Source organism: Paenibacillus sp. JCM 10914 (assembly GCF_001315105.1).
In the GTDB taxonomy this organism is placed as follows: domain Bacteria; phylum Bacillota; class Bacilli; order Paenibacillales; family Paenibacillaceae; genus Paenibacillus_AQ.
The window spans coordinates 96,548-113,055 of the sequence record NZ_BAZR01000009.1; the positions used below are offsets into that span (position 1 = coordinate 96,548).

Consider the following 16,508-nt stretch of genomic DNA (forward strand, 5'->3'; position numbering starts at 1 on the left):
TGCATTTTAACAACGGCAGCGCTCAAGAAACGTTACATCCCGATATGGATCGGAAGATCGTTGTATAGTAAGCGCTTTATTACGCTTCTATAATGGTAGCAAGCTGAGAAAGGTTTTTTCATTAAAGGCCGATCATGCAGCGCAGACGCAAGTGTAAAGGAGGCAATCTACAGGTGATAACGAATAGCGATATGGCCGTGAAAGTGGGGGTGAATGCCGAGACTCACGTTCGGGTAACGAATGGCTTGATGTCCCTTGAGGTGAACTTGGAAAAGGGCGAGTATGCATACGCAGGCAGCGAGGGGTTTGCTCTGCGAGATGTGCGCAGCGGCTTCCGCTGGCATGGCCGGGAATATCACACGGGGCAATATGACCGCCACGTATTGGCTGGACAGCCGGAGAAGATTGAGGATGAATTCGGAACAGGCGTGCATGCCGTGATCCAGCATGAATCCGACCTGCTTCCAGTGCTGGAACAGCATTTCTATGTCTACGAGGGCTCTCCCTTCTTCATCACCCGGATCGTCATCACGGGGCAGGAGGAAATCAAGGTCAACCGCATCGCCGTTGTGAGTACCCAAGCCGTATCGAGTGGGAGCGAGACGGCTCCAGGAGAAGCGCTGCATGTGCTCCGCGTGCCATATGATAATGACAAATGGGTGCGCTATCTTACGGAGACTTCCCCACTGGAGACGGAAAGTTATGAAGTGACGGCCTTGTTCCAGCCGGATAGCCGCAACGGATTGATCTTAGGCTCGATCAGTCATGATGTGTGGAAGACGGGGATTCGCGTCAAGGGAGAGACGGAAGGCAAGCTCGATGAACTGGAGTTGTACGCGGGCGCAGCGGATATCATGACCCGCGATTCCCAGCCGCATGGCCACGTAATCGGAACGCGCATCGAATCGCCGCTAGTTATGGTAGGGGATTATGGCGATTACCGGACAGGGCTTGAGGCGTATGGGGAAGCGAACACGAAGGTAGCTCCAGCTCTGGCATGGGAAGGCGGCGTTCCGATGGGCTGGAACAGCTGGTCGGCAGCGATGAGCACGCTGGATTATGAGTTGTATACGGCAACCAGTGATTTTTTGAAGCAAGAGGTTCAGCCGCAGGGCTTCCACAATGAGAACACATTGTACATTAATTTCGATGCATTCTGGGACAGTCTTACGCCAGCCGAAATGGAGGATGCCTTGAGAAGGGTCCGCGAGAACGGACACAGACCCGGTACATACTGGACGCCGTTTGCATTCTGGGGAAGCCCGGCTCAGTTTGGTCAAGCCGTGGAAGGGACGAACGGCAAATATACGTATGCGGATATATTGCTTCGCGACCCTCATGGTGAGATTCTGCCGGATATTGCCGGAGGGCTGGCCATTGATCCGACGCATCCCGGGAACCTGGCCCGAATCGATTGGTACATGGATAAATTCGTCTCCGAGGGCTTTGAGTACATCAAGCTGGATTTCATGGCCCATGGGGCTCTGGAAGGGAAGCATCACAACCCGGATATTACAACGGGAATCGCCGCCTACAACTATGGCCTGTCGTACTTGGTAGAGAAGCTCTCTCCTGAGCGAATCGGCAGACCGTTCTTCATCAATCTGTCGATCGCGCCACTGTTCCCTTATTCCTATGCGCACAGCCGCCGAATCTCCTGCGATGTGTTCGGAACGATACAGGATACGGAGTATTTGCTGAACTCGCTGACGCATGGCTGGTGGATGAACGATGCGCTCTACCGTTTCAACGATCCGGATCATGCGGTGATCTATAAGAGTTTCAATCAGGATTCGACGACCCGTCACGAAGGGCGAAGCCGTCTGACCGCGTCCGTTATCTCGGGAACGGTGCTGCTGCTCGGCGATGACTTCCGGAATGAAGAAGCAGCGTGGCGTGCCAAGAACTGGCTGGGGAATGAGGAGATTATCGAGGTTGCCAGATTGGGCAAAACCTTTGTGCCTGTTGAAGGGAATCGAGGAAAACAGGCGGCGGATACGTTCGTGCTGACACATCCGAGCGAAGCGCAAGCGGCTTATCTTGCCGTATTTAACTTTGACGCGGCCGAGTCCGTACAGAAGTCGGTTTCCTTGGAACGCTGTGGGCTCGATGCGCATGCTCCTTACAAGGTGCTGGATTTATGGGAAGGTACGGTAAGCGAAGCGGAGGGTACACTCACTGTGGAACTGGCGCCAGCCGAGTCGAAAATCCTGAAGTTAATCCGAAATTAATAAAGAAGAGGAGGAGAAGTTCAGTGAATATCCAAACATACAGGTTCTTCCGAAGGTCATTCGTATTGTTCTTATCGATTCTACTTATGGGGTCTACGCTAGGGAGCTCAATCGCTGCAGCAGAGGAGCAACTGGATACGGCAGCAGCCGGCAGTGTTCTTTCTTACGAGGCCGAGTCAGCTAACAATACGCTCACCGGTAACGCAGAGGTTGCGGATTGCGGATTTTGTTCAGGCGGGAAAAAAGTCGGCAATCTGTATGGCGGCTCCACGCTGAAGTTTAATGACGTCCAAGTTGACACGGCCGGTGTCTACAATATGAATATGTTCTATATCTCCGGGGATTCCCGCGCGGCGTCGATCTCCGTGAACGGAGCAGAGAATGAGAATTTCAGTTTTCCGAAAACAGCGGACTGGAACACGGTTGGCACGTATCAGATTCAAGTCTATTTAAATCAGGGCAGCAACACGATCCTGTTCGATGATGCAGGCGGTTACTCTCCTGATTTTGACAAGATTGAGCTAACTTATCATTCTGCGGGCGATGACGGCTCAGGCAACGATGGAAACATTGGGGATTTGGGTAACCAAAAACAAACCACCCACTACGGTTCGATCACCTTAACCGAGTATGCCAATGGCTTCAAAGTATCTAACCCAACGTATGAGCTGCTCTACAATACCTCCACCGGGTTATCGCAATACAATTGGAACGGCCAGGCGGTTGCTAAGGGGTTATACAGTGAGATTGAGCTCGACCAGATGGTTGCGAGTACAGATTACAAACATCACAAGTTTTATAAAAATCAGGTTGTCCCGTTTCAGGATGCCACCGGTGAAGGCATCAAGGTGACGGTTGTGAATGAGCACGGCGGATTGCCATCGCTTAGTCAAATCTATTACATCTATAATGACGGACCGTATTTACTTACGGAAACCGTAGCCTCACACAACAATACGGAGCTATCTACAGCGAATATAGCACCCATCGTGATGGAAGCCAGAGGCGGGATCGATATCGGCAGTTATGATGACAACCGGGTCCTCGTCGTTCCATTTGATAATGACGCTTGGTCCAGATATCAAGCGAAGACGATGAATACGGGCCTCAACAACGAGCTGTACATCAGCTCGGAGCTAACGGCCATCTATGACAATACGAGCCGGAACGGCCTGGTCATCGGCTCGGTGACGCATGACACGTGGAAGACCGGCGTCTATTGGAGCGGTTCGAATGATAAATTGAACAAATTACGCGTATATGGCGGATTTACGTCATCCACTTCCACGTGGGATACGATTTCACATGGTAAGGTAACGGGCAAGCAGATTGTTTCGCCAAGGATCATGGTCGGCTTTTTCGAGGATTACCGGACCGGGCTTGAGGAGTTTGGCCATGTGAATGCAGCGATCCAGCCTCCGTTAGCCTTTGGCGAGGACATTCCGCAAGGCGTACCTGTAGGGTGGAACAGCTGGGGAGCTTATGACAGTCGTCTGAGTTACGATAAGGCGGTTTCGGTCTCCAACTATTTCAAAGAACACATTCAAGATAAGTCCTTTAACAATGAAGGCGATATCTACATCAATATGGATTCTTACTGGGATAACATGACCGATCAACAGCTGGGCGATCTGGTTCAGGTGATTCATGACAATGGACAGAAGGCTGGCATCTATTATTCGCCATTTGTGTATTGGGGCGACAATATGGAGCAAGAAGTGGAAGGGACGAATGGTCAGTATAAGTACGGTGACATTGTGCTGCGTGACCTGGAAGGTAATGTGCTGCCGACGCTGGATGGTGCATTTGCCGTGGATCCGACGCATCCTGGCGTGAAGCAGCGGATCGATTATTACATGAACAACTTCAAGAGCAAGGGCTTTGAGTATATCAAAATCGATTTTCTAAGCCACGGGGCCATGGAAGGCAAGCATTATGATCCCAAGATTCAAACCGGCATACAGGCATACAATCAAGGAATGGCATACCTGAATGAGGTACTGGATGGCTCGATGTTCATCAGTGCTTCCATCGCGCCGCTGTTCCCAAGCCAATATGCGCATAGCCGCCGCATCTCTTGTGATATCGACGGTAGCCTTGGCAGCACGGAATATCAATTGAACAATCTTACGTACGGCTGGTGGCAGAACGGAACGATCTATCATTATACCGATCCGGATTACATGCACTTGACCAAGGGTGGTTCGTTGGAAGGAGCGCAATCCAAGGTCAACGCATCTGTCATCTCGGGAACTGTCTTTATGAATTCGGATGACGTATCCGATGCGACGGCACAGCAATACATGGAGACGCTGCTGACCAACCCGGAAGTGAATGAGCTTGCGCTGAAAGGCAAGGCGTTTAGACCTGTAGAAGGCAACACTGGCACGCAGGCAACGAATGTGTTTGTACTAGCAGATGAGGATACTCACTATCTAACCGTGTTTAACTATACGCAAGACCCGGCGCAACACACCGTAGATCTGGCGCGTGCAGGCATTTCGACCGAAGCAGGGGCAACGTATACGGTGACGGATCTGTGGAGCGGTCAAACGCGGACGGTTACAGGCTCTTCGCTGGATGTGACTCTAAAAGCGGCTGAATCCAAGCTCTTGAAGATCGTTCGCAATCCATAACAAGAAGTCATAGGTTTCATCATGTATGAATACAAGTTCATCGCGATTCTCCGGCTTCATCACGGGAATCGCGATTTCTTGCTTATGCACGGGAGCGTAATGCAGTCACATAAGAAGTGGAATTTCACATAAAGAGGAGAATGCAACATGTCCAATATGAAACTGTGGTATAAGAAACCGGCTCAAGACTGGTCACAAGGGCTGCCGATCGGCAATGGCCGAATGGGGAATGTGGTCCGATCTGCTCCCCATCGGGAGGTATGGAATATAACCGAAACCACCTACTGGTCCGGGCAGCCGGAACCGGTCCAAGGGCGAAGCAATAACAAACGTGATTTGGAGCAGATGAGGAAGCTCTTCTTCCAAGGAGACTATGCCGGGGGAGATCGACTGGCTAAGGAGCATCTGCAGCCGGAAAAAAGAAATTTTGGTACGAACTTAGGGCTGTGCCAAGTCATTCTGGATTTTGACCATATCGCGAGTCCAGCCGCTGGCCGGTATTCGGATGAAAGCGTTGAATCCCTGTTCCACCGCGAACTGGATCTGGACGAGGCGGTTGTGCGCTCCACTTGCGAGACGGCAGGATTGGAGATGACGCGGGAGGTGTTCGCTTCCCATGTCGATCAGGTGATCGTATCCCGGATACGCAGTCATGGCTCGTTAGGCGTGTCATTCCGCATTTCGATTCAGGGCGAGAATGGTCCGTTTCAAACGGCTGTTGCAGGGAAGGACACGATCGAATTCGAGGGACAAGCACTGGAAGGCATACATAGCAATGGAGAGTGCGGCGCTTCCTGCCATGGCATGCTTCGTGTAGCAGCGGAAGGCGGGCAGTTGAGCTGCACGGAAGATACCATTACCGTCATCGGGGCGGATGAGGTGGCGATCTATTTTGCGGTGAATACGGATTACCGTCAAGAAGGCGAGGGCTGGCGAGCGAAAAGCGCGTTGCAGTTGGATCAGGCTACCCTGAAGGGATACGAGACGCTTCGTGCAGATCACCTAGCGGATTATCAAACGCTGTATGCACGCGTGAATTTGGATCTGGGTAAATCGGAGTATTCCAGTCTGCCCACGGACGAGCGGATCGTCAGGTTCAAGCAAGGTCAGCTGGATGACCCGGCGTTGTTTGCGCTGTTTTTCCAATATGGCAGGTATTTGACGATCAGCGGTTCCCGGGAAGGCTCTGTCCTGCCGATGCATCTACAAGGGATTTGGAACGACGGCGAGGCCAACAAGATGGCCTGGAGCTGCGATTATCACCTGGACATGAACACCCAGATGAATTATTTTCCGACGGAGGTCGTGAACTTAAGCGAGAGCCATAAGCCGCTGATGCAGTATATTCAGCAGTTGTCCGAATCTGGCCGCTCGGCAGCCCGCCATTACTATGATGCCGACGGCTGGGTAGCCCATGTATTCTCCAATGCCTGGGGATTCGCGTCACCGGGTTGGGAGACCTCCTGGGGCCTGAACGTGACGGGTGGGCTGTGGATCGCGACGCATATGATGGAGCACTATGCATACAGCGGCGATGAGACGTTCTTGGAGGAACTGGCTTATCCCGTCTTGAAGGAAGCGGCGGCATTTTTCATGGATTACATGACCGTACATCCGAAACATGGCTGGCTGGTGACGGGACCGTCGAATTCGCCGGAGAACAGCTTCTTTACCGGTAATCGGGAGGAAGGGCATCAGCATCTGTCCATGGGCCCGACGATGGACCAGGTCCTGGTTCGGGATTTGCTGGAGTTCTGCGTGAAAGCCGCGCAGACGCTGGGCGTGGATGAGGAGCTTCAGCAGAAGTGGCGGACTGCGCTGAATCAGCTTCCCCCGCTGATGATTGGCAAGCAAGGACAGCTGCAGGAATGGCTGGAGGACTATGAGGAAGCACAGCCGGAGCATCGCCATCTGGCGCATATGTTTGCCTTGTATCCAGGCAGCCAGATCACGCCGCACCATACGCCGGAACTGAGTGCGGCTGCCCGAGTAACTTTGGAGAATCGCAACAGTCGGGTTGACCTGGAAGATATCGAATTCACCGCCGCCCTATTCGGACTCTACTATGCCCGTTTGCATGACGGCAACCAAGCCGTTCAGCATATCGCCCACCTGATCGGGGAGTTATGCTTCGACAACATGTTCACCTACTCCAAATCCGGCGTAGCCGGTGCCGAGGCCAATATCTTTGTCATCGACGGCAACTTCGGCGGCACCGCCGCGATTGCGGAGATGCTGCTGCAAAGCCACGAAGGCGAGATTCATCTTCTGCCTGCGCTGCCGGCCATGTGGCCGACTGGGAGTGTGAAAGGGCTGAAGGCGAAAGGGAATATTGAGGTGGATTTGAGCTGGGAGCATGGGAAGTTGGTTGAGGCAAGGGTGAAGGGGAATGAGAGTGGGCGTGTGAGGGTGTTTTATGGGGGGGAGGGAGATGGAGGCAGGGTTAGCTATATTGCAGCCATAAAACTGGAAATAAATTGTTTAGGTAGTATGAGTTAGTTGGTTAGTTTTAGGGTAGTTGTAAAGCGCTGCGATGAAAGAGAAGAACAAGGTGATTTCTGTACACCCATTTAGATGGACCCCAAGATTTCAAGTTTGTTGAATACGGTAATTCACTTTCCCTTTTTTGGGAAAGTGAATTCGCTATGTTTCAAAATGTTATTCGGTTACTTCATAAATATAAGCAGAAAAATTGAGCAAGAAGTCGTGAATATTGACATGTGAAATTACGGATTTAAGTCATAATTTTCTATGTATGGCTATCGATTTTTTGATAGTATAGCTAGTTGTTGATTTACACATACCTGTCATTGATGGGATGTTTGTTTGAATCAATTTCTATAGAAGCTCTTGCTTTATGCAGGAGTTTTTTTGTTTGAAGTATAAGAGCAATGTTCGTGAAATTCTTCCAATTCATAGTATAATATGAGGAGAGTTTATTGATACAATTGAGTCCCGGTTTATTCGTATATTTAAATGTACTCTGTAGATTGGCGAACTTCGTAAATATTACGTTATGTGAAATTAGGGCTTAAAATGAAATGATAGTTCATAGTTGATTTTTCTTTAGAGCTAATATCTTAAAGCTAACAATTTTAGTAGAGAACAAGGAGAAGAAATATGTTTGGAACTATAATAATGGACGCATATCATCGTAACGAAGTGCGTCAAATAGCAGAGGCTCTTGATGATTTATGCTCACCAAATGATAGTTATGGTTGGGCATCTTCTGGTATATATTGCTTTTGGAACTACTATACACAAGAATTATACTATATTGGTTTAGCTGTAGATTTAACTGAACGTTTTAAACAACATAATGGATTAATTCCTGTAGATCCTTCTAGCTGTAAATATGAAAAAATAAATGAGTATTTTAATAATTATGATAAAATAGGATTTTCAATTTTTGTTCAATCGCCGTTAAGTCAAGCGGTTACAAGGAGGAATATTTACGAATGGTTTGGATACGATCCTGCTGAAGTTAAAGTTCGGGACTTTGGTAGAGACGGTTTTAGAGAACAACTTAAAATTCTTGAAGGAATTTTGATTGAAACTTTCAGAATGAACAGAGGGTCTCTTCCTCCTTGGAATGCTGTTTCTGGTAGCATTGCCGGACAGTTAAGAGCAAAAAAAGAGAGTTATGAAATAATAAATTTATTAACATCAACCGAACCTTCTCCTTTTACTGCTCGATTTTCTTTGAGGGAATTGTCCAGTAATCCTGTTCTTGAAGGCTATGAAAATTTTTTGCATTCTGCAAGAATAATGACACTTAATACTGGTATACCGTTCATTAATGCTTTAAGAGCTGTTCGTAGTGCTGACATGGCAAAAATTCACGAACAATTATTGGAGTCGAATTACTTCACAAAAAAAATAATAATCTAAAGATAGATTAAGCATGGGTTTATTATTTGGTTGACCTAGAAGGTAATTTCATAGAAGAACCTAACATCACATAACATAATATTCACGCTGCGGGACTTACGCCCCTTGGTCCTGTAGTAGTTTAGAAGCAGGAAGCGGAATCAGTCGTATCCTTCAAGTAACCCTTTGCAGCAAGAACTAAATGATGGCAAAGAAGAGCGGCCAATTGCCATTGAAGATATTGTAAAGCCGGGAAAATTCGGAGTAACGAACAGCCAAATGATCCCGGCCATTAAGCAAGTGATTGGGGATGGCTCAGTCGAAAAGCTGAGGATGCTTCGCTCCATGTACCTGTATTCCTTCGAGAATTCTCTAAGGTATCTGAAAAAGTCGGAACGGGAATTCATTCAAAATAACCTGAAATAGAACAAGTCGGAGCATGGATTGGTCATGTGCTCCGGCTTGTTTTTATTTTGTTAATTTTTCTGACTGTCTTGCGTAGAATGATGCACTTTGGGGAGAGGTATCGGCCTCGGCTTGGACAGTTTGGCTCAATATCCGGGCCACATGCTCATGAAATTGCCGCAACGCTTTGCCAGATGGCTGATTAACTTCTTTGATTACATATTCACATTTCTTCATGAATTACGCCTCCAAAATTTAACAGTTGTCACATTCGATGATGTGTCATCAAAAATGCTCAACATTCTACTTGGATGGCGGCAAAAATTTAACAAGTTTGGAGTAGAAGCTATTATGGAATGCAAAACCATTAAACACGTAGCGGTTTATTTAAGAAAATCACGGGACGATGGTGAGTTTGAAGACGTTCTCTCGAAGCATAGGGATACCCTTCTGACCTTGGCCGAGAATCGAAATTGGACCTATAGTCTATATGAAGAAGTGGCCTCTGGTGAAAAGATAGAGTCCCGTAAGGAAATGCAGAAGTTACTTCGGCATGGTGAAGACCAGCTCTCATGAAGTCATTATGGAGCGGCTGCTTAAGAATCGCATGTTGAATTCCAATTCAAGACGTAACATTTTTCCTTTGTCAGGCTTGCTTTATTGTGAAAAATGCGGTTCGCGGATGAGGTTTCGAGTAGGTGAGAATAAGAAGCAGGGGCAGCACTGGAGTGCATTGTGCTATCACCAGTTCAAAGATGGCAGCAAATTTGAGCAGCGAGGCAAGGTAATGGATGTTGATTTTTTCAATGCTCTGTATGATCGAATTATCTATGTAGACCCAAATATTTTGCGGGAGATTGAAATGCATGGCAGTCGTTACAATGATACAAAGACGATCATTGAGGTGAAGGAACAGGAATTGAAGAAACAGAGGCGGGCGCTGGACAAGCTGCATGAATCGTATGAAGAGGACATGATAACGAAGCAGTTATTTTTGGAGCGTAAAGCTGTAAGAGCAAGGCAGATACAGAAGTTGGAGGATTTGAGTAAGGTTGTAGTAGATGAAGGGAATTATCCGACTGTGGAGCAGATATATGAGCGTATAGGCGAGTTTAGGGAGTTGTGGGATTTAGCATTGTCGAGTGAGGAAAAGAATAGGGCGTTGAAGAAGCTGGTGGAGCGGATTGTGTATAACCAGGAAGGGAATCGGGTAGAGTTGACAGTTTGTTATAGATGAGAGCGAGTAGTTTTGGAAGTCCCTTCCCCAGTCTTTACACATGTGGATGTCGTATTAGGAATGCAACGAATAGATACGTAGAATTCCTTTGATTTCAACAATTTACGGGTTTTATGGTCTTCACGAAGGATGGTGCAGATTTCAAAAATAAGGTGCTGAAAGACAAAATCGAGGTTTCGGTCGTGCTGGACCTTGGTTTGACGTCGAGTGTGTAGACACGCGGATGGATAGTGGATGATAGTCAAGAATTATGAGATAGAACTTCCAAGAAAGCGCCTTTAATTGGGCGTTTTTTTATTTCATATAAATACAAATACCACACATTTATTCCAATGTTTTCACTACTGTTATGGTACTATAGACATGTAGTAGTCTTATGGTACTAATAGCAACATTATTTCATGTCTACGGGGGGATTTTTGTGAAGCTAAAAGAAGTTTCGATTCAAAATTACAGAAGATTCTTAGATACATCGCTGTCATTAGCTGATGACGTCACTTTGTTGGCTGGTGCCAACAACAGTGGAAAAACATCCTTAATTGAGCTCTTAGAAAATATCCTAAATACCGCGAAAACGGAATATTGTGTTTCTGATATACCTGTGGCTCTCTCAAAAGAATGGGTTGACCAAGCTTATTCTATTTTTATTAAACATTTCGAAAGAAATGAAGATAGGGAGAAGACGATTCAAGCAATAGTAAATGATCTTTTTTGTTTAGATGCAGTTCCGGGGAAAGACAAACTTCTTGTTTCACCTACAGTAGTTAAAATAAGGGTTGATTATGAAGTCGATGAAGATATAAGAAATTTTGCCGATTACATTATGGATTTCGATCCTGATCAATGTTCAATATATTTTGAATACTCATTTGAGGTAACTTCTGCTACTTTTAGCCAGTCACTGGACAAGGACTTTGAGAAGTTGAGAAGTAGATATGAAAAGCTCTCTGAAGAAAGGGATAAAATTACAAAGGTTGGTTTCTTCAAAGAAAAAATATTAGGTACATACGTTTCTAGTATTATTGAGAAGTGTTATTTTTCTGATAGGCAATTTCAAAATAAAAATGAAATGGAACTTTCTCATTTTCGTAAGTTATTCAATCTATACAATATTTATGCGGGGAGACCATTAGAGGATCAGAATATAGGTCACTCAAAAAGTATAAGCAAAAATGTGCTTGATCTTGCACATCAAGATGATGCATGGAAAGCATTTCTAGGAGCATTACCAGACAAAATACTTCAACCTATTGAAGATCTAGGGATAACAGACATTGTAAGAAAGGTTTCGGTTGATGGACTTACCGAGACAATTTCATCAATAGCACAGGCTAATGGGGGGAATACAGGAAGTATAATGCTTGATTTGGAGATATCGGAGGAAACGATTAGCTCTCTTATAAACCAAATTACCCATGCCAAGTATGATCTAGAGGGACATTATCTCAATGAAACATCACAAGGATTGGGATACAGTAATATGATTTTTATTCTTTTGCAGCTTGAAAGATACAAACGGAATATCGACCCATTTCTAGTTAACATTTTTATTATTGAAGAGCCTGAGTCACACATGCATCCACAAATGCAGAATGTTTTTGGGAAATTTCTGAAAAAATACTATCAAGAAAAAAAGATTCAAGGGATAATAACTACTCATTCTAGCGAGATGGTCAGAGTAACTGAGATGAAAAATCTTAGAGTTGCACGACCAATAACTCCTTTCATAAGCAATATTTTCGATTTTTCATCTTTTAAAGAAAGTGTGAGTAAGGACCCTATACTTGATAATTTCTATGATTGGTTTTATGAAATTGGATTCTCTGATATAGTTTTTGCTGACAGAGTCATTATTTATGAAGGTGATACAGAGAGAATGCTAATTAGAAAACTCTTTACATTGGATGAGTTTACAGTATTAAACCAATTATATATTGCATTTGTTCAAGTTGGAGGGGCATATGCTCACAACTATAGAACGCTCATAGAGTTTATGGGAATAAAAACACTTATATTGACGGATCTTGATTATGCTAAATCAGCAAACATCGAAAGCCTTATAAGAGTCTCGGAAACAACAAATGCAACAATTAATAATTTCTACAAAGTAACATATCCAGAAGCCAAACCAACTGTAACAGACTTATATGAGTGGAAAAAAAATAAGGAGAACATATTATTTGATGGGTGTGCATATCTAAATTATCAAGGGGAAAAGGACGGCTTTGCTCGTACGTTAGAGGAAGCAATGCTTGCTAAGTATTATAATCTAACGGCATTTGAAGAGAAAAACCGGGAAGATTGGATCAAATTAAGAAATGATGATGAGTTGAAGTTTACTGTTCCTCAAGAACAGGGACAGTATACAATCAGGGATATTGTTGAGCATAGTTCAAAAGGAAAAACAGATTTTATGTATTCAGTAATTCTAAACAGTTTAACTAAAGATATGCTGCCAGATTATATTGAGGAGGGGCTGGCATGGTTGAAGGAATAACAGAAAATATATATTTGGTTAATGCCCCAGCTGGTAGTGGGAAGACAACAACAATTAAATCAATGATTTTAAAGCATCTAGTTGAATATCCCAATGACAATATTCTTTGTATAACATACACAAACCGGGCTGCAGAAGAATTGGGTAAGGACATGGATAGTAATAGAGTTCATTTTTCAACTATCCATTCGTTTTTACACAATTTTTTAAAAATTTATTTTTCACATGAACAGATAATCAATTTGTACTTTGAGATATACGGTCCTGAAATAATGAGGAGAATTTCCAATGACGATGGGGATGCAACGATAATCAGAAGTAATGAGAGATATATTGAGAAAAATGGAAGTTTGTCACTTGATGTTATTAAGGCAAATCTTAAGACCATTCACTACAATGAATCTCAATTTAACTCTTTATATTATGGTGGTTTATCTCATGATGATTTAATAACGTTTTCTAAATTAGTTTTCGAGAAGTTTCCTGTAATTAACAGAAGATTGACGAAAAAATATCAACTTATTTTCATTGATGAGTATCAAGACTCATCCGCGAATGTATTAAAATTATTTTATCAAGCAGTTCATGCTACATCGACAGAGCTATATTTTCTGGGAGATAAAATGCAACAAATATATAGGAATTATGATGGATCATTTGAGGATAAACTATTAACCCTAAACAAATCAATCAAATTGACCACCAATTATAGATCAGTGCCTTCAGTTATTAATATCTTAAACAAATTATATAATAATAGCTTATACAAGCAAGCGCCTGCAGAAAAAAGTTTGAATACATCAGTTAATCACTTGCCTCGAATTGTGCTATGTGACGATGTGTCGGAGAAGCTTAGGATAGAGAAACAGAATTACCCAGATGCGTTATTATTATTCTTGCTTAATCAAAAACGATTTGACTCTATTGGAGCAGGGGATCTTTATAGAAAATACAACAATATGGAACGATATTCATTTATACAACAATATAGCGCCGTTGATGTGCTTATAAATGATTCGCTGGATAATCCAGATATTTTAGTTAAATTATTATTCATGGTTAACCAAATTGCAGAGGATTATCGTGCCAAGAGCTTAGGAATATAGTTCAGTTGTTCAAAAGAAATCCTAAAATATTTAATGATAGCGTATTTACAGTAAAAAAACATGAAGATAAGCGTAGGCTGGATAATTTCTTGCGAAAAATTTCGGAGCTATATAATGATACTGATCGAATATATAGCATAAACTCAGTATTAAATGTTCTTTTGGAAACTGAACTGGTTAGACCAGAGTGTATAAGCTCAATTATTGATGACGAAGACTACTCTTTAGTTTTAGATGTCAAAATAGAAGAGTTTCGCTTTCTTGCTCAGTATTTAAAAACACCAAATGTATCAACACAACATGGCGTAAAGGGAGAGAGTTATAACACAGTTTTTTTTATAGCTGAGGATAATAATAAAAAGCCATTAGTTCATATGTATCGGTTCTTTAAAATGTGGAGCAGTATGGAAGTGTCACTAAATGATTTTGAATCCTTCTATTACGAATATGTTGAGTGGATAAATGAGACAATTTCTTATTTAGGATTTAAATTACCTGAAATTAATAGTGCTTTGCATAAAGAACACCAGGGATACTTAAAATCTAGAATTAATCAACTACTTAAACACTTTGAAAATAACGAGTATTTTAACAGTTTATGTTCGAGTGAATATAAAGCGTATTTAGATAACTCTATTGTTACAACTGCAAAAAAGTGTTTTAAAGAAAGCCAAGTGTATGGCCCATTAAGTGCTTATCGTTTGTTTTATGTTGGATGTTCCCGTGCACGTAGGAATTTATCAGTATTTATTGACAGATCTAAAATTGAAGGATTTTCTTCTCAACTGATGAAGAAATTTAATGAAATAGGATTTGAAATCATGGAATAAAAAATTGAGTTTTTAATCTCAAAAACGCAAGAGACGTTGAAGGGAGGAAGACAACAATCGGAGTATAGAGGGTGGACAAATAAATTATACTACGCTACAAATGGATACTGCAATTGAGATGCTAAGGACACACACAACGAGAAAAGTTGTTGAAATTATCGGGATTAAGTGAGAGTACTCTTAAAAGAGAGCACCGAAGAAGAAGAGGTGGTTCCAGGAAAGCTAAAATTTAAGCATTTTTTAGCACGACAAAAACTATTAAAAAGTATAAGAATATTATTATTAGCACAGCAAACATACGCTCTCTCTTTATATTATACTGGAAGAAAAATGCAGTTGAGAGGTGGATTTAAATTGATTACAACAGTAGCCGATCTATTGAATTCTCTTATGAACAAGGAGAAAGAATTATTGAAAAAATACAGCATAATCAAGCATGGTCCTACAATTGGCGATATGTACGAAGGACTTACTGCGAGTCTCCTGAATAAAGCTATATTTGAAGGATTAGATATACGAATTGTGTCTGGCAAAATACGAAATGAAGAAGGCACCTTTAGTAATGAAATAGACTGTATGATAGTAGAGGGAGAAGGCGAAGCCATTCCGTATACAGGCAAGTTTATATATGATCTCTCTCAAGTAATTGCAGTTCTAGAAGTTAAAAAAAACTTGTATCAAGATGACCTAATAGATGCCTACAATAAAATGAAGCAAATATACTCAATTACTGACCCTAGCAATGAATTGCTAAATATGAAGGCGTTTAGAGATGCATTTAGACATATAGTACAGAAAGAACTCCCTGACTATGAAGAAGTGACAGAACTGCCTTTGCATGAACAAATGATTTATCACAGTTTGTTAATAGAAGAAATGATGCCGGTTAGAATAGTATTTGGTTATTATGGATATTCGTCTGAATTTGCCCTAAGAGAAGCATTTAATAAATATATAGAAAAGAACTCTGGTATTAGGGGATTTAGTCCAACTATCTTTCCCGATCTTATTATATGTAATAACAGTGTTTTAGCAAAGTTGGATGCTATGCCTTATATAAGCCCTCTGGATAGGGAAGGTAACTGGAATTTCTATGGTTCAACAACACATAATCCGTTTTTAATACTTCTAGAGTTTATTTGGACAAAGCTGAGCTATAGATATAACCTTAGCGATGATATCTTTGGCGAAGATCTTGATTTTGAAGCTTTCCATCCTTTTCTGCGGACTAAGGCTAAAAGAAGCGATGATAAAATAGGTTGGGAGACAAATTATATTTATATCCCGAAAGAAGGACTAGATCATGAGCCTTTATTTTGGGAGTGGAAGCCCGCGGAACTTGACGAGGTAGAATGGTTCATAATCAATTGGCTTTGCTTACATCAAGAGCTTAATACAGAGGAACTGGAATTCCAAAAATGGTTGGATCAAAAAGGCGCAAAACTAGAAGATCTTATTAAGAGTCTTTCTGAAAAGAGACTGACTAATTTTGAAAAAAATACATTTTATTTGTTGACTGATCAGTGTGCGGTTGTTACTGTTAACGGTAAGTGGTATGCTGCCGAAAATAAATCAGGTAGACTGACCAATTGGGTTAAAAAGATGATGCAAGGTAGAGATGAATAAACTGTATTTGTGTATAAAACAACAGTATCTACGTAATAAAGAATGAGACTTTTTATTGCTGAGATACCAA

The 16,508-nt window shown here is 42.8% G+C and carries 10 protein-coding genes; all 10 read left to right on the top strand.

Going from position 1 to position 16,508, the window contains the following annotated elements:
• Positions 1-191 precede the first annotated feature (191 nt).
• A complete protein-coding gene (locus tag JCM10914_RS13050) occupies positions 192-2,231 on the top strand; it encodes an alpha-galactosidase (RefSeq protein WP_370570245.1) in 2,040 nt (679 codons plus the stop codon).
• 23 nt (positions 2,232-2,254) lie between these two features.
• The gene (locus JCM10914_RS13055) at positions 2,255-4,867 is read left to right on the top strand and encodes a carbohydrate-binding protein (RefSeq protein ID WP_023961589.1); all 2,613 of its coding nucleotides are present in this window, start codon (positions 2,255-2,257) and stop codon (positions 4,865-4,867) included.
• A 147-nt stretch (positions 4,868-5,014) separates the two neighbouring features.
• Positions 5,015-7,366 (top strand): glycoside hydrolase N-terminal domain-containing protein, encoded by a 2,352-nt coding sequence (locus tag JCM10914_RS13060; protein WP_023961591.1) that lies wholly within the window; start codon positions 5,015-5,017, stop codon positions 7,364-7,366.
• A gap of 621 nt (positions 7,367-7,987) precedes the next feature.
• Positions 7,988-8,758, top strand: coding sequence for a GIY-YIG nuclease family protein (locus tag JCM10914_RS13065; protein ID WP_023961593.1), 771 nt, complete (start codon positions 7,988-7,990; stop codon positions 8,756-8,758).
• Between the two features lie 516 nt (positions 8,759-9,274).
• Entirely contained in the window at positions 9,275-9,718 is a 444-nt protein-coding gene (locus tag JCM10914_RS13075) for a recombinase family protein (RefSeq protein WP_148300208.1), read from the top strand.
• A gap of 31 nt (positions 9,719-9,749) precedes the next feature.
• Complete coding sequence (locus JCM10914_RS13080; RefSeq protein ID WP_370570246.1) at positions 9,750-10,379, top strand: zinc ribbon domain-containing protein; 630 nt, start codon at positions 9,750-9,752, stop codon at positions 10,377-10,379.
• A gap of 421 nt (positions 10,380-10,800) precedes the next feature.
• Positions 10,801-12,876 carry an ATP-dependent endonuclease gene (locus tag JCM10914_RS13085; RefSeq protein WP_023961601.1) on the top strand — a complete coding sequence of 692 codons (2,076 nt, stop codon included), beginning with the start codon at positions 10,801-10,803 and terminating at the stop codon, positions 12,874-12,876.
• Entirely contained in the window at positions 12,861-13,982 is a 1,122-nt protein-coding gene (locus JCM10914_RS30240) for a UvrD-helicase domain-containing protein (RefSeq protein WP_023961604.1), read from the top strand. The genes JCM10914_RS13085 and JCM10914_RS30240 overlap by 16 nt, the downstream gene beginning before the upstream one ends.
• A 5-nt stretch (positions 13,983-13,987) precedes the next feature.
• The gene (locus JCM10914_RS30245) at positions 13,988-14,812 is read left to right on the top strand and encodes a hypothetical protein (RefSeq protein WP_023961606.1); all 825 of its coding nucleotides are present in this window, start codon (positions 13,988-13,990) and stop codon (positions 14,810-14,812) included.
• A gap of 168 nt (positions 14,813-14,980) precedes the next feature.
• Entirely contained in the window at positions 14,981-16,438 is a 1,458-nt protein-coding gene (locus tag JCM10914_RS13095; RefSeq protein ID WP_023961608.1) for a DUF6602 domain-containing protein, read from the top strand.
• The last annotated feature ends 70 nt before the right edge of the window (positions 16,439-16,508 follow it).

Bases quoted from the DNA above. Each gene is read 5' to 3' on its own strand.
- JCM10914_RS13050 (WP_370570245.1), top strand. From the start codon at position 192: ATGGCCGTGAAAGTGGGGGTGAATGCCGAGACTCACGTTCGGGTAACG.
- JCM10914_RS13060 (WP_023961591.1), top strand. From the start codon at position 5,015: ATGTCCAATATGAAACTGTGGTATAAGAAACCGGCTCAAGACTGGTCA.
- JCM10914_RS13065 (WP_023961593.1), top strand. From the start codon at position 7,988: ATGTTTGGAACTATAATAATGGACGCATATCATCGTAACGAAGTGCGT.
- JCM10914_RS13080 (WP_370570246.1), top strand. From the start codon at position 9,750: ATGTTGAATTCCAATTCAAGACGTAACATTTTTCCTTTGTCAGGCTTG.
- JCM10914_RS30240 (WP_023961604.1), top strand. From the start codon at position 12,861: ATGGTTGAAGGAATAACAGAAAATATATATTTGGTTAATGCCCCAGCT.